We start from the raw sequence: 21511 nt of genomic DNA on the forward strand, positions 1-21511 counted from the left end.
GATCGACGTGTTCTACATCCCCACCGCCATCTCCCTCGGGGTCATCGCGACCATCCTCACCGTCTCGGTGATCGCCAGCCTGCGCGTCACCAGAGGCCAGGAGGCACAGGGCCTGCCCACTCCGGCAGAGCCCCCGTTCCGGGTTGCCACCGCCGAGGAGGACGCCGCCCTCGAGCCCGTCTGGCGCCCGCGGCGGAGCGCGGAGCGGGACCGCGAGCAGCAGACCCGGACCTGACCGAAGGACAAAGAAGAAGGGCGACGACGACGAGGCGACCGCACCCCGAACGTATGCAGAATCGGGCACAATTGTGACGGGCGTCACTCTTCCGTTGCGCCCTCAGGCGAGTCAGCGAGGAGCGCCGCCATGAAGGCAGTCGTGTTCGAGGGTTTCAAGACCTTCCCCGTACTCAAAGAGGTCGACAAGCCCACTCCCGGCCCGGGCGAGGTCCTGCTCAAGGTGGCCGGCTCCGGCGCCTGCCACTCCGATGTGGGCCTGTTCCACGAGTTCCCCGGCGACCCCACCGGGTTCCTCAGCCCGCCGTTCACCCTGGGCCACGAGGTCTCCGGATGGATCGAGGAGCTCGGCCCCGGCGTCACCGGCCTGAACGCCGGCGAGGCGTTCCTGGTCTACGGCCCGATCGGCTGCGGGCGGTGCAAGCCGTGTTCGCGAGGACAGGACACGTACTGCCAGGACGTGCCGTCAGTCGGCTACCTGGCCACCGGCCTCGGTCGTGACGGCGGCATGGCCGAGTACATGACCACCAACGCGCGCAACCTCATCCCCCTGGGCGACGCCGACCCCGTCGCCGCCGCTCCCCTGGCGGACGCCGGCCTTACCCCGTACCACGCCATCAAGCGGGTGCTGCCCGACCTGACCACCCCGGGCGCGACCGCGCTGTGCATCGGCCTGGGCGGCCTGGGCCTGGTGGGGGTGCAGATCCTCCGGGCCATGACCGGGGCAACCGTCTACGCCACTGACACCAAGCCGGAGGCCGTCGCCGCCGCGGAGAAAGACGGGGCGATCGGCATCCCGAGCGAGGGCGCCGCCGAGAAGCTCACTGAGCTCACCGGCGGCCGGGGCGTCACCGCGGTGTTCGACTTCGTCGGCGCGGCCCCGACCCTCGAGCTCGCCGCCGCCAGCGTGGCTCAGCAGGGCTCGGTGACCGTGGTGGGTCTGGCCGGCGCCGACTTCCCCTGGAACGTCTTCCGCCTGCCGTACGAGGTCAACTTCTCCTCCACCTACTGGGGGACCCTCGAGGACCTCCACGAGGTGGTGGACCTGTACCGGGCGGGCAAGATCAGCCCGGAAGTCCACGTGTATCCGCTGGACCAGGCCCTGGAGGTCTACCAGAAGCTTGTCGACGGCAAGGTCAGCGGACGCGCGGTGATAGCCCCGCACCGCGACGCCGGCTAGCCCCCGAGGGCGTCAGTCGTCGGAGACCGAGACGCTGACCTCGATGTTGCTCTTGGTGGCGCGGGAGTAGGGGCAAAGCTCGTGGGCGAGCTTGGCCAGCTCGTCGGCCTGCTCGGACTCCAGGCCGGGGATCACCACTTCGAGGTCCACGGTCAGGTCGATGCTCTGCTCTCCCGACGCCACCAGCGAGACCCGGGCGCCGACCGAGGAACCGTCGATCTTGACCTTCTTCATCCGCGCGGCGCTCTGCAGCGCGGAGTGGAAACAGGAGGCGTACCCGGCGGCGAACAGCTGCTCGGGGTTGTTGCCCTCCCCCGACCCGCCGAGCTCGGTGGGCGGGGCCATCTCCAGGTCAACCGCGCCGTCCTCGGTGCGGACGTGGCCGTCGCGGCCTCCGCCCGTGGACAGGGCTTCGACAGCGGATCTGCCATGAGGGGCCTCCTGGGTTGGGCGTGTGAGTGCGGCCCAAGGTACGCCTCGCCGACCCCTGGCACCGTCCGCCGCAGGATGCTAAGGGTGGAGACACGACAGGCCGCGCGCTATCCGCGGCCTCAGAGGCACTAATCAGAGGGAGAAGGAGGAGCCTGAGATGTTTGCCGAGGACCGCCCCGATCCGGACGAGTACACCCCGGAGCCGGATCCCGTCACCGCAGCCGAGGAGTACTCGCCCGAGGTGAGCGTCGACGACCCCACCCGCGAGGCCAACCCAGCCGACGTGGCCGAACAACTGGTGGTGGTGCCCACCGACGACGACGTCGACCCGGAACTCACCGACGACGACTAACCGTGCGACTCAGTGGTCGCACTTCGCCAGATCGGGCTCGGCGAGCGGTTTTCCCTCGGGGATCACGTAGGTCACCATCAGCACCACGTCCTCGTCACCCTCGTTGCGCCCCTCGTGCGGGTAACCCGCGCCCTCGATGATCGACTCACCGGCGCTGTAGACGTGAACGCCGCCGGGATAGATGTCGGCGTAGTGGGTGAGTTCGCCCTGCTCCACCACGGCGATCAGCTGCCCGTAGTGGCAGTGCTCCCCGGTCCCGGCCCCGGGTTCGATGGTGATCTCTCGGAAGGTCACCCCGACGCCCTCCGCGCCGCCGTCGACCTCCACGTCGACCGGCCCGTCCTGTTGACCTGCGGCGATGTCGACGGCGCGCACGGGCTCCTTCGTCTCGGTCGGGGCCGGCGGCTGCGCCTCCGTCGCGGACTGCGGCGCGTCGGGCGAACATGCGGACATGGCCGTCCCTAGGACTGCCGCGACGAGGAGCAAGCAGCCCCCGACCATTGGGCCCCGGATCGATGTGTGCGCCATGGAAATGCCCCCGAGCCTGACCAGACTGACAACAGGAATTTGGTCAGCGTGAGGCACACAATAGCGCGCCACCCACCTCATCTCACCCTTTCAGTTGCACCGGCCTCGCGCAGATCAACGTAGGCAAGGATTATGCGCCCAGCTTGGGACGTCCATACAACGATTCCAGCTCGAACTGCTGACCGCCGACTCGGGCCTCAACCGGCACAGTCCGAGACGTCCACGACGATCTTACGCAGGACTGCGAGCACAAATTGGGGCCCGATTGGACCAGACCGACCCGAAACGACCCTGACATTAATCGGTTAAGTTGTTGTGCTTGCGAAAGAAACTTGGCCGACTAGAATCGACAAAATTTGGAAAATGATCGGCACCCGAATTCAGAGAAATGACCCGAAGCGCACGGCTGCGGCGATACTCTCGCTAATTCTTACAATTTTCGATACAAGCTTCCCACGACCGAAGAAACACTCAAAAAGGGAAGAATCGGAAACAACACCTTTGACACACGACTCGCAACCTTTGTTAAGCTGATGAAAAAACGATTGGCGGCTGACGAAATAATCTCGGACGAGCAGAGACATTGCAGCGAGCAGCAACAGGCAATCGGAACAGTCAACCTAGTGATAATTAATCGGAGCAACTGAACGCTGCTCACAGGTTCTTGCCAATAATTCAATCCAATTTCCCTCAGCCGGTTCATGCTCGCCGTGGCATGCCTGAGCAATGCTAGCAACACAGATACTCGACGGAACGTGCGTGCGAGTCGGTTAATTCAGTTCCTTCCGTACGCGCCGAACGAGGTACAAGACGAAGTACACCTGGTTGCTGTCGCGAAACCTGAACGCCCAGCCTGGATGGGAGGCCGCAGATTGGCCAAGGGTCACCTGACATTCGCCGTACTCACGCAAACGCATGGCAGGACCGCACCCTGCGCATACTGCGACCAGTTACTGTGTGGGTAGAGCGAGCGAGTGAAGACTCCAGTGATCACAGAGTTTTCGGAGGCCATCCCAACTCAAAAGCGTGGCAGATGCCCTCGGCGAGCAGGATGGCCACATCGGATCCTGGGGTGTCACCGAGTAGCGTCTGAACCGACTTATTTCCACGCCTCGCCGAGGCACCAACGCTCCACCGCCACGCAGTCTGGAACCGGGGGCTACAACCATCCACTGCATCCAGAATTGGGAGTACCGTAAGACGGATGAACACTAAGGCAAGAAGAAGAGCAAATTGTTCACCTCTACGAATAGACAGCGTGGAGTGCGAAAACACTGAACGTCCACAGGCTTCCTGACACAGCTCAATCACACCACTAGAGAGAGAACCTTCATGTCCAAGAACCACACCTTCGGCATCCGCGAAGTCCTCGAAAACAACTGCTGCATCGGATGCGGTGGATGCGTATACGCTGGGGAAGATACATCGATCGACTTAAACCGCGACGGATTATACGTAGCCAAATTAGGCTCAGATTCCAGCGATTTGCTTGACCAAGTTTGCCCATTCTCGGACGGGTCAACAAACGAGGACGAATTGGGGACGATTCTATACGGTAAACTTCCTCATAAATCCTCCGCCATAGGGCGTTATTCATCACTTTACGCAGGTCGGGTATCGTCTGACGAAGTACGAGTAGGGTCCTCGTCCGGCGGGCTAGTATCTTGGATCGCGTCTAAGCTCCTCACCCAGGGCACGGTAAATGGAATAATTCACGTGAAGTCCAGCGACGGTCCCGAAGGTCCCCTTTTTCAATTCGGCCTTTCCCACTCAGTAGAAGACCTCCTCAGAAACCGTAAATCTATTTACTACCCAGTCGAATTCTCTAAAGCACTGAAGTCCGCACGCCAACAAGGCGGAAAGTATGCATTCATAGGAATCCCTTGTCACATCAAGGCGATAAGGCAACTACAGATGGTTGACGATTGGGCCAAAGACTGCATACCCGTCACCATCGGGTTAGTCTGCGGACACATGAAGAGCACTGGATTTGCGGAATCTTTGGCGTGGCAAGTCGACGTTGAGCCTCAGAACCTCCTGTCAGTTGACTTTCGTGTCAAGGACCCAATGGCTCCAGCGAACAGATATAAGTTCTCAGCAACTGCGGCCAGCGATCGACAGACGCACGAACGTGCGAACTTCGAAATGATTGGGTCGAACTGGGGCCACGCCTTCTTTCAGCCAAACGCATGCAACTATTGCGACGATGTCTTTGCCGAGCTCGCAGACATCAGCCTCGGAGACGCTTGGCTGCCACGCTTCCAATCGGACCCACTAGGTCATAACGTGGTAGTTGTTCGAGCAGAACACTTGGATTCAATTCTTCGCGAGGGAGTAGTTGATGCAGAAGTAGTATTGGAGGAACTCGATGAAGAGGAAGTATTTGAAACCCAAGCCGGCAATATCAGGCATCGCAGAATTGGACTTTCTGTCAGAACTGCGGATGACGATGCAATGCGCATAAAGCATCCCTCCAAACGAGTTCCACCAACCTATGCCACCGCAGACGCCAAGAGAATAGACCTTGTGCGACTGCGCAGGCGCAGTTCTTTCGAGTCATTCGACGCGTTCAATGAAGCCAAGAAAAGATCAGACTTCAATGTTTTCCGGAAGCGAATGGCGCCGATCATCCGCAAGTACGACGCCGTATCGGCAACTGCGCGGTCTGAAAAAGTTCTTGCACGCATGCCGATACACAGTCAGAAGTACCTTCGGCGTCTCCTAAATCGCATACGTTGAATTAATCAAAAAGTCCTGTGACGCGGAGCGAGCGCGCCCATGACTTGGCGAGACACCTCTTGAGCATTCCGGACACGCCCGAAGGGTTCTCAATTTCATCACTTTTCTCGAAGGAAATCCACATCTTGGCACCAGCATAGGGCCTTCTGCCAGTCTTTGATTCAACGGGAGGGCCATAGCTCGCGGAAGTGAAACCAGAACTAGAAAATGATTGGAAAGCAGACCCATTGTAGCGCCAAGCCCAGGCCCGAACATTGGAGCAAAGAGATTTACAGTCCACCGGCCATCCGTAACTCCAAAGGGAACCGAAACCCTTCGATACGATACATAAGAAATCTGCAGTTACACAGTAGCGCCGCTCTCGCGGGAGAGCCGATTAAGAAACAAGAGGAAAAATGAGCCGAACCAATAGGCTAACCGAGACGAGAAAAGCTGCCGCGCAAAAGGTCCTAATATCCACCCTTCACCCGCTGGGTGGAAACTACGGCGGAACAATGCAAGCGTACGCGCTCCAGCGAACAATCAGAGAAATGGGCTTTGTTGCTACCACCATCAACTCAAGCTGGCGCCCAGAATCCTCACCATACATTGCGAGACGAATCCGCTACGCGATTAGGAAATACCTTAAGCTGAGCCCCAATCCGGCCCCTGTACGCCAAGTGGTGGACGCGGAGGACCTCCAGCAATTGACCAAACCGTTCGTTACAACGAACATTCAGACTGTTGACCTTTTCGGAGTCTCCCGCAGAGAAAGAAATCGAATACTGTCAGAAACCAGCGTAATCGTGGTTGGCAGCGACCAAGTTTGGAGAGGCGGCTATGCGGATGTCCCGACGCAGTTGTTAAATTACGCACGCAAATACTCGCTGCTAAGAATCTCATACGCTGCCTCATTCGGTGCGGACCAGCTTATAGAATATAGTCGAAAAACCCTTGCAGAGTCACGTTCTCTAGTCCAGTTGTTCGACCGCATATCGGTTCGCGAAGCGTCTGGAGTACAGATCTGCAAGGAAGCATGGGGGGTGGACGCCGAGCAGCACATCGATCCAGCACTACTTCTTGAGGCAGAGGACTATTCCTACCTATGCCAACGCGACAAAGGCACTCTATGCGGCGCCCACGGGCGACTGCTTACGTACATTCTGGACTGGAATCCTGAGAATGAACGCATCTCTGAGGACCTTTCGAGAAACTTGGGCTTGCAAGCTTTCCATTTCCTGCCGAACCAAAGCGCAGATCTATCGACTACAAAAAAGAGCCGGCCACAGCGCATGAAGTCTGTTGAAGAATGGCTTCGCAATTTCGAGTCTGCCGAATTTATTCTCACAGATTCTTTCCATGGAACCGTATTCGCAATAATTTTTAGGAAACCATTTATAGCGATCGGAAACAAATCGCGCGGTCGTGCACGGTTCGAGTCTTTGCTGGCCCAGCTTGGCCTGCAGTCCAGACTCGTGGACTCAGCCAGTAAACCAACTTCGTACGACTTAACAATCCCCGACTGGGAGGCGGTCGAAGCGAGATTGCAAGTCGAAAAGAAAAAATCCATGAGTTACCTACAAGAAGCGTTGGGCGCTTCTGCCCGAAAATAGGTGCGCAAGCCCGAAAACGACGAGCCGATTCACCCGGAGAACCTACTCGAATTTGCCGCGGCCCTGATTAGGTGACGAACGCCAGCCGGGGTCAGCAAATAGCCGACAATTATAGGTATCAGTGCCGATAGTCCGACTTTTCGCACTGCCAGTGTACTCAGGAGCGAAAGCGAAGAAACGAAGACGGAAACGTGCCAGTGCTCGACGCGGGGAAGATCAACTAGCTGTTGATAAATATGTTCCCGATGGGCCACAGTCAATTGCTCCCCGCGTGACAATCGGCGCAGTATCGTCCAGCCAGTATCTGCAAGATAAACAGAGTAGGGAACACCGAGCAGAATAGCTTCGAACTTGCTTTTTGACCAACAGTCGAGCGTTGCAAAAGCAATTACTGAGCCAAAGAGATAGCTTCCTACATCGCCGAGAAAAACTTTCGCAGACGGAAGATTCCAAGGCAAGAAGCCAACACTTGCGCCGAGCATGGTATGCGCGAAGGCTGCATCTTCGAAAAGGCCGATACTGTCCAGGCGTGCGGCAGCAAATGCCGACCACACTGCCGCCTGCCCGCCGGAAATTCCGTTGATTCCGTCCATAAAATTGAATGAATTCACGATCGCGGGCACCAGGACCACGCCCACGATTGGAGTGGAACAACCGCCGCACGCAAGCCCAACCACCGCTCCTGTCACGGCCTGCGCACCAAGGCGCTGCGCCGCAGGCAACTGGAACCTGTCGTCAAGGAAACCGACCGCAGTTAGTACTGCGGTTCCAACACTGACTTTCGTGGAAACTTGGGCCCTGCTGAGTCGAACCACGATCAACCCCGCAGTAATCCCGGCTACGCATGCGACCCCTCCGCCGCGAGGAGTTGGTACGACGTGCGAGGATCGGGCGTTGGGAACGTCCACTCGGTTGTGCGCGCGAAGAATCCGGACTAAGCCGGGCATGACTGCCGTAGTGACGGCAGCTGCAGTTGCCCCCGCAAGTAGTGTGGTCTTGGACATGGGACTAGCGTCCCACATCGGAACGTCAGGTTCATCGCGCCATGTCAATAAACATTTCCAGGACGGGACGGGATCCGAGTGAGAATTGGTATGCTGAGCCACTGGTTCGACCCAGAGGGCGGCGCCGCTGCCGGGCCGGGCACGATCGCTCGGGCTCTTCTCCGTCGCGGGCACGAAGTTGACGTATTGACCGGGTACCCCATCTATCCGGCTGGCCGGGTGTTCGACGGGTACCGTATCCGCCCCTACATGCGTGAGCAAATTAGTGGGGTAAACGTTCACAGAGTACCGACCTACCCAAGTCATGACGACAACGCCCGTCGCAGGATGGCCAACTATTTGAGCTACGCGGTCACATCAGCGATTGCCGCACCAGTCTTGCTTCGTAAAGCGGACGTCGTATTTGTTTATTCGTCACCCGCAACTGTCGCTACGGCTGCGGGACCCCTTCGGGCCCTCAACGGCATCCCGTATGTCATGCAAATCCAAGACCTCTGGCCTGACACTGTTACTTCAAGCGATTTCGTGAACAAGTCGACCAAGTACACGATGGAGAAAGCTCTTCACGCATACTGTAATGAGATTTATCGAAGAGCAGCCCATATCGCAGTAATTTCACCCGGAATGGTAGATCTACTTGTAGATCGGGGAGTTTCACAACACAAAGTTAGCGTTGTTCCGAACTGGGCGGAGGAATCGTCGTTTCGCCCAGCAGCACGTGACTACGAACTTGCCAGAACCCTTGGCGTAACGAGAGAGTTCAACGTAATGTACGCCGGTAACCTTGGCGAAATGCAGAACCTGGATTCTCTGATCGACGCTGCCTCGCTACTTCGTGCGCGACGAGACATCGGTTTCGCCCTGGTAGGGGACGGAGTCAAAAGAGATCAGCTCACCCAGCGAGCTGAGGAACTCGGACTTGATAATGTCACGTTCATTCCTCCTCAACCATTCGAAAACATGACAGATATTCTCGCTCTCGCAGATGCGCAACTGGTGACTCTTAAGGATCTACCCCTATATCGGGCCACTATGCCGAGCAAGATTCAGGCGAATATGGCAGCGGGTCAGGCGATTATCGCTGCCGCCGCAGGCGACGCTGCCGAAGTCGTTCGCGACGCCAGCTGCGGCTTCACAGCACCTCCCAATGATCCGCAAGCACTAGCCGATGCAGTTGCGCAGATGGCGAATCTAGGCCCTCCAGCGTGGGTTAGATTCGGTGAAAGTGCGTACAAGTACTACCAAGCGAACTTCTCCGAAAAGACCGTTGGCGATTCGCTCGAGGAACTCTTGCTCCAGCACCGTAAGCATCGGTGACGGCCGTGGCACGTGTTTTAGTTGTCGGTTCGTCAGGGTTCATTGGCACTGCGGTTTGCTCCTCGCTCGAAGCGCGCGGCCACGAAGCGATTCGATTAGAAACTCCGCGCGTAAACGCCGCCACGCTGCGACCGAAATCCGAATTATCGATGGCAATTCTCCGTGATCATCTTGATCACTGCTCCGCACTAGTCAATGCTGCAGGAGTGCCAGATGCAACCGGCACGAACAAGGCGGAGATGCTAGCCGCAAACGGAATTTTGCCCGGACTTCTCGCTGCGGAGTGCTCTCAGCGTGGAGTGCGTTTCGTTCATGTGAGTAGCGCTGCTGTCCAAGGTAGAAGGCACACGCTCGACTCGACGCCAGAAATGGCTCCGTTCTCCCCATATTCGGAATCCAAGGCCCGAGGGGAGAGCGAATCACTTCAATATGCGACCACTGTTGTCTATCGCCCACCGGGGGTTCACGGAGTCGATCGTGGGGCAACCAGAGCGATTGCTAGGCTCGCGCGGTCAAGATTCTCCAGCGTGGCGGGAAGCGGGTCCGCCGCCAGCGCGCAAGCTCTCATCGGGAACGTAGGGGATGCCATTGCGTTCCTCGCCATATGCGAAGAAGGCCCACCTCCTATAGTCGCCCACCCATCTGAGGGAGTGACTACTGGCGGTCTTCTTGTAGACCTCGGTGACCGACATCCGCTTAAAATCCCGTCTGTAATTGCCCGTAGCCTTGTCACAGTTGCGTTCATACTCGCACGCGTACGTCCTTCTGTGCATGGACATGCCCGCCGGTTGGAGATGTTGTGGTTCGGCCAACGACAGAACAAAAGCTGGCTAACAGACGCGGGATGGGTCGCCAGATCGCAACGGGACGCATGGCGAGTGTTGGGACGTATACTCGCCGACGACATCCATCGGAAGGACCAACAATGACTTCGCTCGCCGGAGCCAGCATCGCAATTACAGGTGGTACCGGATCGTTCGGTTCCACTATGGCAAGCAATCTACTTGAATCGGGAGCGGCAAGGATCAACATATTTAGCCGCGATGAAGCCAAGCAGGATGAGATGCGTTCGCGCATGGATGATCCTCGACTCAGGTTCTTCCTCGGCGACATTCGAGATCGCGAAAGCGTTGAGAACGCATTGGTCGGTGCCGATTTCGTCTTTCATGCTGCAGCCCTCAAGCAGGTTCCGTCTTGTGAGTTCTTCCCAGATCAGGCCGTCAAAACAAACATTGATGGCAGCCGAAATGTCATTAACGCGGCCCACAAGTCTGGCGTAAAGTCCGTCGTATGCCTCTCTACGGACAAAGCTGTGTACCCAGTCAACGCAATGGGAATGTCGAAAGCACTCATGGAGAAGACAGCACAGGCGTTTGCTCGCAATCACCCTGGTTCACCCACCACGGTGTCTGTCACCCGCTACGGAAACGTCATGTACTCGCGCGGTTCAGTTATCCCGCTCTTCGTCCGGCAGATTCGAGAGGGTAAACCACTCACTCTTACCGACGGATCGATGACCCGGTTCGTCATGAGCTTGCAAGAATCGGTAGACCTAGTCCAGCACGCGTTTTTCTACGCTGAACCGGGCGACCTCTTCGTGAAAAAGGCCCCGGCTTGCACGGTCGAGACATTGGCGAGAGCAACCGCCAAGGTGATGGGGGTTGACAACCCGGAGATAATTCGTATCGGAATCCGGCATGGTGAAAAAATGTACGAAACACTTCTTTCACGCGAAGAAATGGCGAAAGCGACAAATCAGGACGACTACTTCAAAGTGCCGCTCGACGCCCGATCGCTGCAGTACTCACTATATGTTGACGAGGGCGATTCCGAAGTCAAGAGGGCCGAAGATTTTGACTCCAATAGCACGGCCCAGATGAGCATTGACCAGACAGCCGATTTAATCGCTTCGCTTCCCGAGATGCAATCGGTCCTCGCGGAGCTGAACGGATGAGGATCGTCGTTACCGGGGCCGGCGGATTCCTTGGATGGCACACCCGGTTGCGTATCGCCGCTCTAACAGGTCATGAGGTCGTACCAGTAACGCGGGAGAATTGGACTAAACTAGACCAACTACTGACTGATGCCGACGCTGTACTTCACCTCGCTGGTGTCAACCGTGCGGAATATGACGACGACGTTGAGCAGGGCAACATACGGCTCGGCACCGATCTCGCACGAGCCGTATCCATCTCCGGTCGTCCACTGCGCGTAGTGATGGCCGGAACCATTCAGGTCGAGCGCGATACCCCGTACGGTCGAGGCAAGCGCGAGGCGAATCGCGCAATCGCAGAGGCAACCACCATCGCCGGTGGTCACTTCGTCGATGTCTGCTTGCCCAACCTGTTTGGCGAGCACGGTCTTCCCGATTACAACTCGTTCGTAGCAACTTTCGTGAACGCAATAATTGCAGGAAGGTTGCCCCAGATCAATGACGGCGCGGTTGAGCTACTCCACGCTCAGGACGCTGCGCAGTCATTGATCGATGCACTTCAGTGCACTGAACACTGGCTAAGGCCAAACGGCACACGAACCCGGGTCGTCGAGGTTTGGGACCTATTGCAGGAATTCCACCGCTCATACTGTCCGATCGGCGAGGTACCAAACTTGAGTTCCAAGTTCAGGATCGACTTGTTCAATACCTACAGATCTGGACTGTTCCCCGACTACTACCCCATAGATCTCGTTCCGCACTCCGATTCACGCGGTTCATTCGTCGAGACCGTCCGCTGCCGAGGAAGCGAAGGACAATCCTCGATCAGTACTACCGTTCCCGGCGTGACCCGCGGGGAGCATTACCACCTGACGAAGATCGAGCGCTTCGCGGTAGTCCAAGGCGAAGCGCGCATTAGTCTCCGCCGAATGTTCCACGACGACATCCTCGACTTCGACGTCACAGGCGATCAGCCTGTCGCCATCGACATGCCCGTGGGCTGGGTGCACAACATCACCAACATCGGCGACGACGTCCTATTAACGCAATTCTGGTGCCACGAGTTGTTTCGACCTGAGGCGCCGGACACCTTTCCCGAAGCCGTCCGCCGCCCCTCGAAGGAGACTAAACCGTGAAGGTCATGACCATCGTCGGCACGCGGCCCGAACTTATTCGACTGTCTCGTGTCATACACCGGCTAGATACAACATCAGGCATCAATCATGTTCTTGTACATACCGGGCAGAACTATGACTATACTCTCAACCAGGTGTTTTTCGAGGATCTTGGACTTCGCCAGCCCGACCACATGCTTGGAGTAGATACGTCTAGCCTAGGTTCGGTACTCGGTGGGACACTCATTGCCGCAGAAAAGGTGATGCAAGACGAGAAGCCGGACGCCGTTCTAATTCTAGGCGATACCAATTCTTGCATTTCCGCTCTAATGGCTCGGAGGATGCGAATTCCGACCTATCATATGGAGGCCGGAAATCGCTGTTTCGACCTCAATGTTCCGGAAGAAACCAACCGGCGAATGGTTGACCATATTTCGGATTTCAACCTCGTCTACACGGAACACGCGCGCCGAAACCTCATTTCCGAGGGCCTTCACCCGCGCCGAATTATAAAGACCGGCTCTCCAATGCTTGAAGTCCTCAGCTCTTACCGGGAGTGTATTGATTCCTCAACAATTCTCGCCGAAAAGGGCTTGGAGGAGGGCGGGTACTTTCTAGTGTCCGCTCACCGCGAAGAAAATGTTGACTCCCCCGACCGTCTGCGTATGCTTCTCGATTGTCTCACCGCAGTTCATTCGCACTTTCGAATGCCGGTATTCGTGTCGACCCATCCGCGTACCCGGAAACGCCTGGAGTTGCTGCCTGGCTGGTCTGAACCGGAAGGTATCAGGTTTTCCGAACCGCTGGGCTTTCACGACTACAATAAGCTCCAGATATCCGCTGCTTGCACCATGTCCGACTCCGGCACGATAGCCGAGGAGTCATCAATTCTCGGCTTCCCTGCGATCACATTGCGGGATTCGATCGAGCGGCCCGAGGCTTTGGACACCGGCGGCATCGTGATGACTGGCCTCAACGCAGGCGATGTCGTCGTTGCGGTACAGATGGCGATGGACTCTGAATACACGCGTTGCGGCGTAAGCCACCTGACTCCTGATGACTATGCTATTGACAACGCTTCAGAACGTACTGTCAAATTTATACTCTCGACGGCGCACCGCCATCACCAGTGGGAGGGGATCAGAGCGTAACCCAAAGGGAGTGATACGTCAGCTTCTCGGCTGCACACCCACATCCGTGTTCGACTGAACAAAATGCACTTCTAGATACCCCTGGACAGTTCAGTCACTAAAGCGATCTCGGTTGGCCTATCTCCGCATAGCCCCAGAGCTTTAGGTCGTCCTTAGGATTTGAAGTAGCGATCTTTGTACGATACGTGATCACCGGGCACGCTTTAGCAAGTCAAGAACCAATCTGCAATCAGCGCCTGAAGGAAACACTCGCCACACCGCCACACCAAATTGCTTCCGGTAGACAAGCAGCGTAGCGATTAGGCGCAAGGAAGACGCAAGCAACATAAGCCACGCCATACCGACTACCACGTTGCCTTCGTCGAGAGTGACTGCCGCCATAAGAATCGGAATCATCGAGAGCGCGCTAACTGCCAGCACTGCCCGAACACGCCCCACCGCTTGCAAGTGCTGCCCGAGGATAAAGGCTGCCCCCGCAACCACGGCCTCAATCGTAAGTATCGTAAACGGTCGAGCAGCTGCTGCAAATTCTCTACCGAGCAACAATTGAACTAACCATGGCGAGACAGCTGCAATTAGGCCGGCCAATATCAGCAGCGGCAGGAAAGTGATTCTTAACGCGCGCATCGCAGCCTCACCACGCCCCGATTCAGCAGAACCGACGCTATGAGCGAAAACAACATTGCCAATAGACGCCTGTATAGGCGAAACCATTCGCGAAAGGCCATAGGCAGCCGAATAGAGGCCGAAGCCCGCAAGGGATCCAACCGACATTACGACGAACATATGTGCTTGGGCAAGAAATAACCCTGTTGCATTGATTCCTTGATACCCTAGCCCGGAACGCAAGAATTCCGGAACAGAAAGCCCCCCCGTTGAGGGCGACTGGAGCGAACCGCCTAGCATACGACGCAGGGCTAAAAACCCGACGAAACCGGCGATTAACGTGGACGCCGTCTGCAATGCCAAAACTACAGTCACGTCTAAGGGCACGAAAGCCCAGACAAGAACGATCGACAGCGTGGCTAGGGTTGGCCCAAGAGCGCGGAGCCAATTGAACAAGCGTAAGGTTGGCTCGAATCTGGCGCACGCAACCAGGAGATCAAACCCCGTTGCGATCCCCCCCAGAGTCACCGTAATGCTAGCGATGACAGCTACAGTCACAAGCGGCCCGAACGGTACGAGTACGGCAGCGACTAGGCAACCAAGTAAAAGCACCAGTCCGAGCGCTGCGCTCAAATGCCTACGCCCGTCGCCCAGGAGCCGATCATTTCTTCCGTGAAAGACGAATGCTTGGCCCAGCCCAAGCAACCCCAACCCTTGAGCCAAGGCGACGACGAGAAGGGCAGACGCCAGAAGACCTCGCCCTTCTACCCCCAGGGCACGAGCGGTTACAGAAGCATTAACCAGAGATACTAACGCTAGCGCGAGAGAAACGACGATTGTCAACGCTGAGGTTCTGAACATCTGGGCCGGCTCCCTCTACGAACGAACAGGCAAGTTGTGCCCTCTTACTTACATGATGGTTATAACCGCCCTCGCCCGCCGCGGTCGGGTTCTGTCTACAATTGGTGCGTGACCAAGTCCCCAAGCATCAGCATCGTGATACCTGCGCACAACGCTCGTCATACGATAGGGATGGCGCTTTCGTCACTCTACGGGCAAACCTTCGAAGACTGGGAGACAATCGTCGTTGACGATGGTTCTACCGACGGTACCGCCAATTTGGTCCGCGCCATTGGGGACAGCCGAGTCCGGATCATCAGGCAAAACCAATCCGGCGCCGCTGCGGCGAGAAACCGGGGACTCACAATGACTCGGGGCTGCTTTATCGGCTTCCTCGATGCAGACGACTTCCTATTCCCCGAGTACCTCGATCGAAGCCTCCAGATACTCGCTGAGTCTCCCACGAACACGCTTGTGACCAATAATGCCTACTTTCTCACTCCCGGAGGGATATCCCCCCGGCTTGTCCGACACGGGCAAACAATCCCTCGATCCCTACGGAAGCAACAGACCGCAATACTGCGAAGCAACTTCGTATCCATTATGAGTCTCTTCCCGCGCAAGTTACTGGAGGACGTTGGAGATTTTGATTCCTCACTAGAGCGCGCCGAAGATTGGGATTTTTGGATTAGGGCATCGTTTGCCGGGTGGCGAATTGCACACCAGAGGCAGCCTATGGCGTTCATCAATCGCACCGGTGAGTCGCTCACATCTGCGACCGAAAAGGTAGCTCGCTCTGAATCGGAGATTTTGCGCAAGACTGCTCGGTCGCAGCCCCTCACTCGAAAGCAATCGAATCAAGTAGCGAAGCGACTCGTAATCGGTGAGCCCTCAGAACTCAGGTCAGAATCTCTTTCAGCACTACGCTCTCGGGATTATCTTCGGGCGTCGAGGTTACACCTTACTGCTACCCAACTGGAAACTAGATCCCCACGAGCACTTGCACGAGCTCTAGCCTTCCGGATTGCCCCGCGGACAGTTGGTCGGTTACTAAGAAGAGGCTTGGTTTGACTTCGTTCAGAACGGTTCCCTCTGGATGCATAGACAATTCGGCTCTTGCCCGCCAAATCAGCTCAGATCTGTGAGCGATCGATAGAGTTGAACTGTTCGCCGAGCCACTTCATCAGGGTGCTGATCGGCGACCGACGCGCGTAGAGGCTCCCCGTTAGCCGGGATGGACCTCAGATTAATCAACGAAAGAGCCATCTCATTTATCGTAGACGTCTTTTCCAGTACCTCTCCAAATCGGGCGTCTTTCACTTGGCTCCTTGCAGTCCCAACATCCAAACACACCACTGGGCAGTTGGCAGCGAACGACTCTGCAATCGCAATAGAAGAAGTCTCGCGGAGCGAAGTCGAAACACTGGCCCGAGCAGCGCCCAAGAGCTTCGAAACCTCTTTTCGGGGAAGCGGCCCAAGAAACTGCACACGTGAGGAGAACGCTCTGGACGCCCGTTTACACTGATCGTAATACTCGCGGTCATCGATAGCGCCCACCACCGCGAGATTACCTTCCGCGCCCATCGATACGTATTCACCGAACATCTGGATGAGTTGTAGCTGATTCTTGCGCCGCATGATGTTACCAATCGCCACGAAGTCTTTACCCGGGTCACGCTCCACGCGAAAGAACTCTTCGGCAATCGGATTGGGAATCGAGACAGTCGGGACCCTCGACTCATCCGCAGCTAGCTTTGCTTCGGGAGAGATGGCCACAACCATAGATGCCCCACGAACGCCACTATCGAAAGCCAGCTTAAGACCGACGCCACGGATCCTCCCACCCAGGCCTGGATTGCGAATTCTTGACTCAAGGTGTGGGAAGCCATGCACAGTAAGGACGCTTGGGGACTGCATTCGAGTCAGCTGCGCCCCTAGATGAACGTGGAGCACCTCCGGATTCCACCGCTCAATCGCTTCCCTTAAGTCAGACGGAGGGCGCGGTAAAAGAGAACGCCAAGATGCCATAGCTGGTAGGCGCACAACGGAGTGATTCAGTTCCCATACGGCATCGGGATGGCCAGTGAATGGATCAAAAATTCGCACCTCTACGCCGAACCTACCAAGAGCCCAGGCCAAACTCTCTGCCGCCGCCTCGACACCGCCATTGGGGCGTCCAGCGAGACGGGGATATGGGGCAATCATTGCGACCCTCATTCAAACACCTTTCATTACCGACAGCATACGTGGTATGACATGGGCCGCGGTGTAATGATTCAGAACCCTCTCTTTCCCACCATTCAAGTCTTTTAGACGAGATGGATCTGCTACTAGATCTGCGACGACCCTCACAAAATCGTCGCCACCGTCGAGTATGGGATTGCGTAGGACTACGCCGGCGGCTGGTTCTGATCCCTCCTCCAGCATCTCACGACACGCCCCCACATCGGACGCGATAACGGGCAGCCCCAATGCCATAGCTTCTAAGACAACCATTGGAAATCCTTCATGGTGCGACGGCAACACCAAGAGATCACTCGCTTCCATGTAGCCAATCACAGCTTCGGACTCCACCTCACCCAGCAGAACGACGTTCAACTTGTCGCAAGAGGCTCTGAACTCTCGATTGATCGCTGGGTCGATGGGGCCCACGACAGTCAAACCAGTTCGTTTACCCAACGTGCTGGCTATTCTGACTAGGGTATCGCTCCCTTTTTCTTTCGAGACCCTGCCCACATATAGAACTGATCCAGTACCCGGGCTCGACTTAACCGATGAAGTGGGGCCATCGACGAAATTTGGGACCTTAATCGGCAATCGCCCGGTAATCTGATGAATCTCTCGCTGTGTCAGCCCATCTAGCACAACCACCTCCCCGGCCGCGAGTATTCCTTTCGTAGCCCATGCGCGGGATAGTGCGCCTTTCCCGACTAGACCCGAGACTAAGGAGCCGTGTACGTGGAGCACAGTACGGATATTTAAATTCGCACAAATCCTGAAAAACATGACGTCTCGCACTCGAAACCCAATAGAAGGCGCAACGGTAGCCCAGATCGCGTCATCTGAAAGGAGGGCGCAAGCAACTGCTCGAACCCAGACTACCGTGCCCGAAATTAACGCTAGGACCGCGCTAACCAAGTTGAGAGCCTGCGAAGGCCTTCGCAGAATTGGCGATGTGTCGATCACAGTTAAGGGAAGGGGCCAATGTTTAATTACTTGACGCGTCCAGCTCGTGATTCCACCTGTAGCACGCAAAGGTGCAAGAAGTATCATTGTATTTCGCACACTTTTCGCTTAAGTATTCCGTGGGAAGCCATTAGCGCGAGAAGAACCCAAAGAGGACGGCGGGCCTCAAGGGTCAGAGTTGAGGCCATAACGGCAATCGCAGCCGCTGCCGGAATCAGGGCGAGCGCCTGGGGGCTCATGCGGGCACTTTGGAAAACGAGCCAAACGAATCTGATCCACAAAAGCACGCCAATGACGCCCAACTCAAGCGCGATACCCAGGTAGACGGAGTGTATGACACCACTCGTCGCGGACTGGACACCCATCCAAGAGGGAGTCGCGCCAAAGCCTATTCCGCTCACGCTCGGAATCTCATCGGCCGCTAGTTGCCAGTAAAACTCGCGGTTGCTGAGTTCCCCAGAATCTAAAGCAGCCGGAATCGCGGCGACCCTTTCGGGAATGGCAACTCCGAGTGCCGGCGCAATATTCACCAACACGACCCCGAGGAGCAGAACTGTCGCAAGCGCCGCGAAACGCGCGCGCATCAGATGAAGAGATAGAAGCACTACGGCGGATGCCGCAACTGCCAATATGCCAGTGCGGGACCCTGTTGCGAGCATTGCCATAAGATGCAGGACCAGCAGCCCCAAAAATACAAGTCGTCTTAAAAGAGATTTCTTGCGACCTAGTATTTCGCTCAACAAGTACGCGGAGACAATTGCGATCAGCGCCGCAACGTCGTTGACGTTAGCCGTCAACTCTGCTCGGCCATCAATGTTCACCTCGGCGTTTATAGCCATCACCGACATGACCGAGGTTCCGACCAAGAGAGCTTGAAAGGCTTCTAAAACCCTTCCGGAAACGGACACCGCGACCGCTGCCCATGTAGCTACTGTCAAACTGAAAACCATTGCAGAAATGAAAGTTGCAGTCTGATCGACTGACCACAAGTACGAGGCGCAAGTGTAAAACAGGAGTGCAAGGACAGATAGCAGCATCCGACTGTTAAGTGAGTAGCTATATCTTGTAGACGACCCTGCAAGCAGTTCAACTATTACCACACCGATTAGCGCCAACGCCAACCAAAAAGATAACGAACGTCCAGCAACTAATAGGTCGATCTCGAATGGAACGGAAACCAAGTACCCGTAGGCGATCCACCGAGAGACGCGACCTGCAGGCATCGTCTGTGCAGGTGCCCTAACTCTGATCGAGTCAACATTAGTTGGGTGTGGTTGTTTCAAAACTGTCTCACCTTGGTCCAGCCTCATTCATGAGACCCAAGCAGAATATCCGGAAGCGGTGGAACGAATGAAGTGCGCAACTCGACTGAAAGCGTTGACGTGAATTGTAAGGCTATGCTAAGTTCCATCGCCGCCTCACTAGGGCCTATCGGAGCCGAAGTTCGCGTCCATCCATGCTCGGGCCGCATTGTGATTGTTTAGCTTTCTTACGTCCACCCAGTTCGTAGTCAGCGGAGGAACACGGACCTCGGATAGCGACTCATGCTTCTGGCCCATAATCGGCTCCTCGGCATCATCGAATAGTTCCTCGGCAAGTTTTTCGTTATTCCGTAGGCCTGTATACACTATTTCAATTTCTTTAGCTGACTGCTCGATCAGTGTCCGTGCAACGTCTGCAATCTTGATAGGCTCTCCCATATCCAGCACTAGTGTGTCGCCCGTGGAACCCACAACCGCTGCCTGGAGGACTAGCTGACATGCCTCTGGGATTGTCATGAAGTATCGGTTAACCTCTGGATCCGTGACCGTAACGGGGCCTCCATCCCTAATCTGTTTTTCAAATACCGTCAGCACTGATCCCCGCGACCCCAAAACGTTTCCAAACCGTACTGAGACGAACTTTGAGTTGGGAACCTTAACTGCAGATGCTGCCGTCAGACGTTCCGCAATTCTTTTGCTGATTCCAAGTGCCGAACAAGGGTTAGCAGCCTTGTCCGTAGAGATATTCACAAAGGCTTCTACGCCGCTCTTCTCTGCCGCAACCAAGAGGTTTTGCGTACCTATTACGTTCGTCTTTAGTGCTTCCAGCGGATAGTGTTCGAGTAGTGGCATGTGCTTAAGGGCCGCTGCATGAAAAACTATCTGAGGCTTTCGCTGGGCGAATATGCTTACAATCGACTCTTGATCTCGGACCGAGGCGAGTATGGTGTCGTCACCATCCAGCATTGCCTGATCGTTTATCGATAGTTGGACCGCATGTAGTCCGGACTCATCCCGGTCGAGCATCATTAGCTCTGCGGGCCTGAACCGAACTATCTGTCGACATAGTTCTGATCCGATTGACCCCCCAGCTCCGGTTACAAGTATACGTTTCCCGCGGAGGTATTCCGCAATCTGCGTTTGGTTAAGGTGAGCAGGCTTACGGCCCAAGAGGTCGTTCACATTGATTTCCCGTAACTCGTCAACAGCGACCCTGCTTCGCATCATCGAGTCGAGTGGGGGTAACACTAGAACGCGTAAACCCGCCGCTTCCGCACGGTCACGAATATCGATGATCTCGTCACTAGCAAGACTCGGAATCGCGAGAAGAAGGGTGGTTGCTCCCGTCTTACTCGCCAACAGTTCGAGTTGTTCTCGGCCGCCGTATACGCGCACACCTTCGATGACCATGTGACGCTTGCCGGGGTCATCATCTAGGATCCCGACAGTATTGAACTGGGAGACTGCGGATCGGCGGATTTGGCGAACAAGTTGGAGTCCGCCGTCTCCAGCACCAAAGACGAGTGCTCGCTCGGCATCTTCTGACACGCCCGCTCCAAATAGTCTCTTTCGGCGGACCAGTGATCTGAGAACGAGCGCCGTAAGCACTGCGAATGACCCGGTAACAATTGGAGTTGATCGCGGGACCCCGTCATAATCTCTGCTGACAATATGCCCGAGAAAGACCGTCAAGGTAGCTGCAGCAAAGACGAAGGTTAAAACACTAGATTCTAGAACGCTACCGGGAACGAATCTTCCACGGTACAACCCGGTGAACCATCCGAAAATCCAGGTAAGAACTATTAGTGCACCGAGGACTATGTAGGGCCGCCCCATCGCCAAGGACAGTCCCAGTTGATCCACCGAAAAGTCGTAGCGCATCCACAGGGCCACAAAGATCATTGCTGTCCATATGACTGCATCCACAAAGATCCACTGCGAGGCCCCGGCGCCAATCGATGAAGCTAGCGGTCTCCTACTGGGAGCGACTTGAGCGCTATCGGTCACCTTTCATCCTCCCTGGGACAACGAAACCTCTAA

The 21511-nt window shown here is 56.3% G+C and carries 16 protein-coding genes and 1 pseudogene; 9 read left to right on the forward strand and 8 right to left on the reverse strand.

Annotated elements, in window-relative coordinates; genetic code table 11:
- Positions 1-235, forward strand: a pseudogene (locus tag G6022_RS00290) (tellurium resistance protein TerC); the annotation flags it as partial.
- Between the two features lie 129 nt (positions 236-364).
- Positions 365-1414 (forward strand): NAD(P)-dependent alcohol dehydrogenase, encoded by a 1050-nt coding sequence (locus G6022_RS00295; protein WP_182638994.1) that lies wholly within the window; start codon positions 365-367, stop codon positions 1412-1414.
- Between the two features lie 12 nt (positions 1415-1426).
- Here the strand turns inward: G6022_RS00295 and G6022_RS00300 are convergent, their stop codons facing one another.
- Positions 1427-1822, reverse strand: a complete 396-nt coding sequence (locus G6022_RS00300; RefSeq protein WP_182639038.1) for an organic hydroperoxide resistance protein — start codon at positions 1820-1822, stop codon at positions 1427-1429.
- A 181-nt stretch (positions 1823-2003) separates the two neighbouring features.
- Here G6022_RS00300 and G6022_RS00305 point away from each other — a divergent pair, with 181 nt between their 5' ends.
- Positions 2004-2198, forward strand: a complete 195-nt coding sequence (locus G6022_RS00305; protein WP_182638995.1) for a hypothetical protein — start codon at positions 2004-2006, stop codon at positions 2196-2198.
- Between the two features lie 9 nt (positions 2199-2207).
- Here G6022_RS00305 and G6022_RS00310 read toward each other — a convergent pair whose 3' ends face one another.
- Positions 2208-2573, reverse strand: coding sequence for a cupin domain-containing protein (locus tag G6022_RS00310; RefSeq protein ID WP_347237803.1), 366 nt, complete (start codon positions 2571-2573; stop codon positions 2208-2210).
- A gap of 1485 nt (positions 2574-4058) precedes the next feature.
- Between G6022_RS00310 and G6022_RS00315 the strand changes: the two genes are divergently transcribed.
- Positions 4059-5465, forward strand: a complete 1407-nt coding sequence (locus G6022_RS00315) for a Coenzyme F420 hydrogenase/dehydrogenase, beta subunit C-terminal domain (protein WP_182638999.1) — start codon at positions 4059-4061, stop codon at positions 5463-5465.
- A gap of 395 nt (positions 5466-5860) precedes the next feature.
- The gene (locus tag G6022_RS00320; RefSeq protein WP_182639001.1) at positions 5861-7057 is read left to right on the forward strand and encodes a polysaccharide pyruvyl transferase family protein; all 1197 of its coding nucleotides are present in this window, start codon (positions 5861-5863) and stop codon (positions 7055-7057) included.
- Between the two features lie 29 nt (positions 7058-7086).
- Here the strand turns inward: G6022_RS00320 and G6022_RS00325 are convergent, their stop codons facing one another.
- Positions 7087-8079, reverse strand: coding sequence for a glycosyltransferase family 4 protein (locus G6022_RS00325; protein ID WP_347237805.1), 993 nt, complete (start codon positions 8077-8079; stop codon positions 7087-7089).
- Positions 8080-8151: 72 nt separating this feature from the next.
- Here G6022_RS00325 and G6022_RS00330 point away from each other — a divergent pair, with 72 nt between their 5' ends.
- From G6022_RS00330 to wecB, 4 genes are all read left to right on the forward strand, one after another.
- Positions 8152-9378: a glycosyltransferase family 4 protein gene (locus G6022_RS00330; RefSeq protein WP_182639006.1), complete on the forward strand. Its 1227-nt coding sequence runs from the start codon at positions 8152-8154 to the stop codon at positions 9376-9378.
- A gap of 925 nt (positions 9379-10303) precedes the next feature.
- Positions 10304-11332: a polysaccharide biosynthesis protein gene (locus tag G6022_RS00340; RefSeq protein ID WP_182639010.1), complete on the forward strand. Its 1029-nt coding sequence runs from the start codon at positions 10304-10306 to the stop codon at positions 11330-11332.
- Entirely contained in the window at positions 11329-12447 is a 1119-nt protein-coding gene (locus tag G6022_RS00345; protein WP_182639011.1) for an NAD-dependent epimerase/dehydratase family protein, read from the forward strand. Before G6022_RS00340 ends, G6022_RS00345 begins: the two co-directional genes overlap by 4 nt.
- A gap of 5 nt (positions 12448-12452) precedes the next feature.
- Complete coding sequence (gene wecB, locus G6022_RS00350) at positions 12453-13577, forward strand: UDP-N-acetylglucosamine 2-epimerase (non-hydrolyzing) (RefSeq protein ID WP_187700905.1); 1125 nt, start codon at positions 12453-12455, stop codon at positions 13575-13577.
- Positions 13578-13766: 189 nt separating this feature from the next.
- On the opposite strand, the gene G6022_RS00355 is transcribed toward wecB, so the two are convergent.
- The 5 genes from G6022_RS00355 to G6022_RS00380 form a co-directional block, all read right to left on the reverse strand.
- A complete protein-coding gene (locus G6022_RS00355; RefSeq protein WP_241730961.1) occupies positions 13767-14741 on the reverse strand; it encodes a hypothetical protein in 975 nt (324 codons plus the stop codon).
- A gap of 1410 nt (positions 14742-16151) precedes the next feature.
- Entirely contained in the window at positions 16152-17240 is a 1089-nt protein-coding gene (locus tag G6022_RS00365; protein ID WP_182639019.1) for a glycosyltransferase, read from the reverse strand.
- Positions 17241-18296 carry a glycosyltransferase family 4 protein gene (locus tag G6022_RS00370; protein WP_182639021.1) on the reverse strand — a complete coding sequence of 352 codons (1056 nt, stop codon included), beginning with the start codon at positions 18294-18296 and terminating at the stop codon, positions 17241-17243.
- Entirely contained in the window at positions 18293-19159 is an 867-nt protein-coding gene (locus G6022_RS00375) for an O-antigen ligase family protein (RefSeq protein WP_182639023.1), read from the reverse strand. The genes G6022_RS00370 and G6022_RS00375 overlap by 4 nt, the downstream gene beginning before the upstream one ends.
- A 471-nt stretch (positions 19160-19630) precedes the next feature.
- Positions 19631-21478, reverse strand: coding sequence for a nucleoside-diphosphate sugar epimerase/dehydratase (locus G6022_RS00380; protein WP_182639026.1), 1848 nt, complete (start codon positions 21476-21478; stop codon positions 19631-19633).
- Between the last annotated feature and the right edge of the window lie 33 nt (positions 21479-21511).

The organism is Dietzia sp. Cai40, assembly GCF_014145165.1.
Classification (GTDB): Bacteria; Actinomycetota; Actinomycetes; order Mycobacteriales; family Mycobacteriaceae; genus Dietzia; species Dietzia natronolimnaea.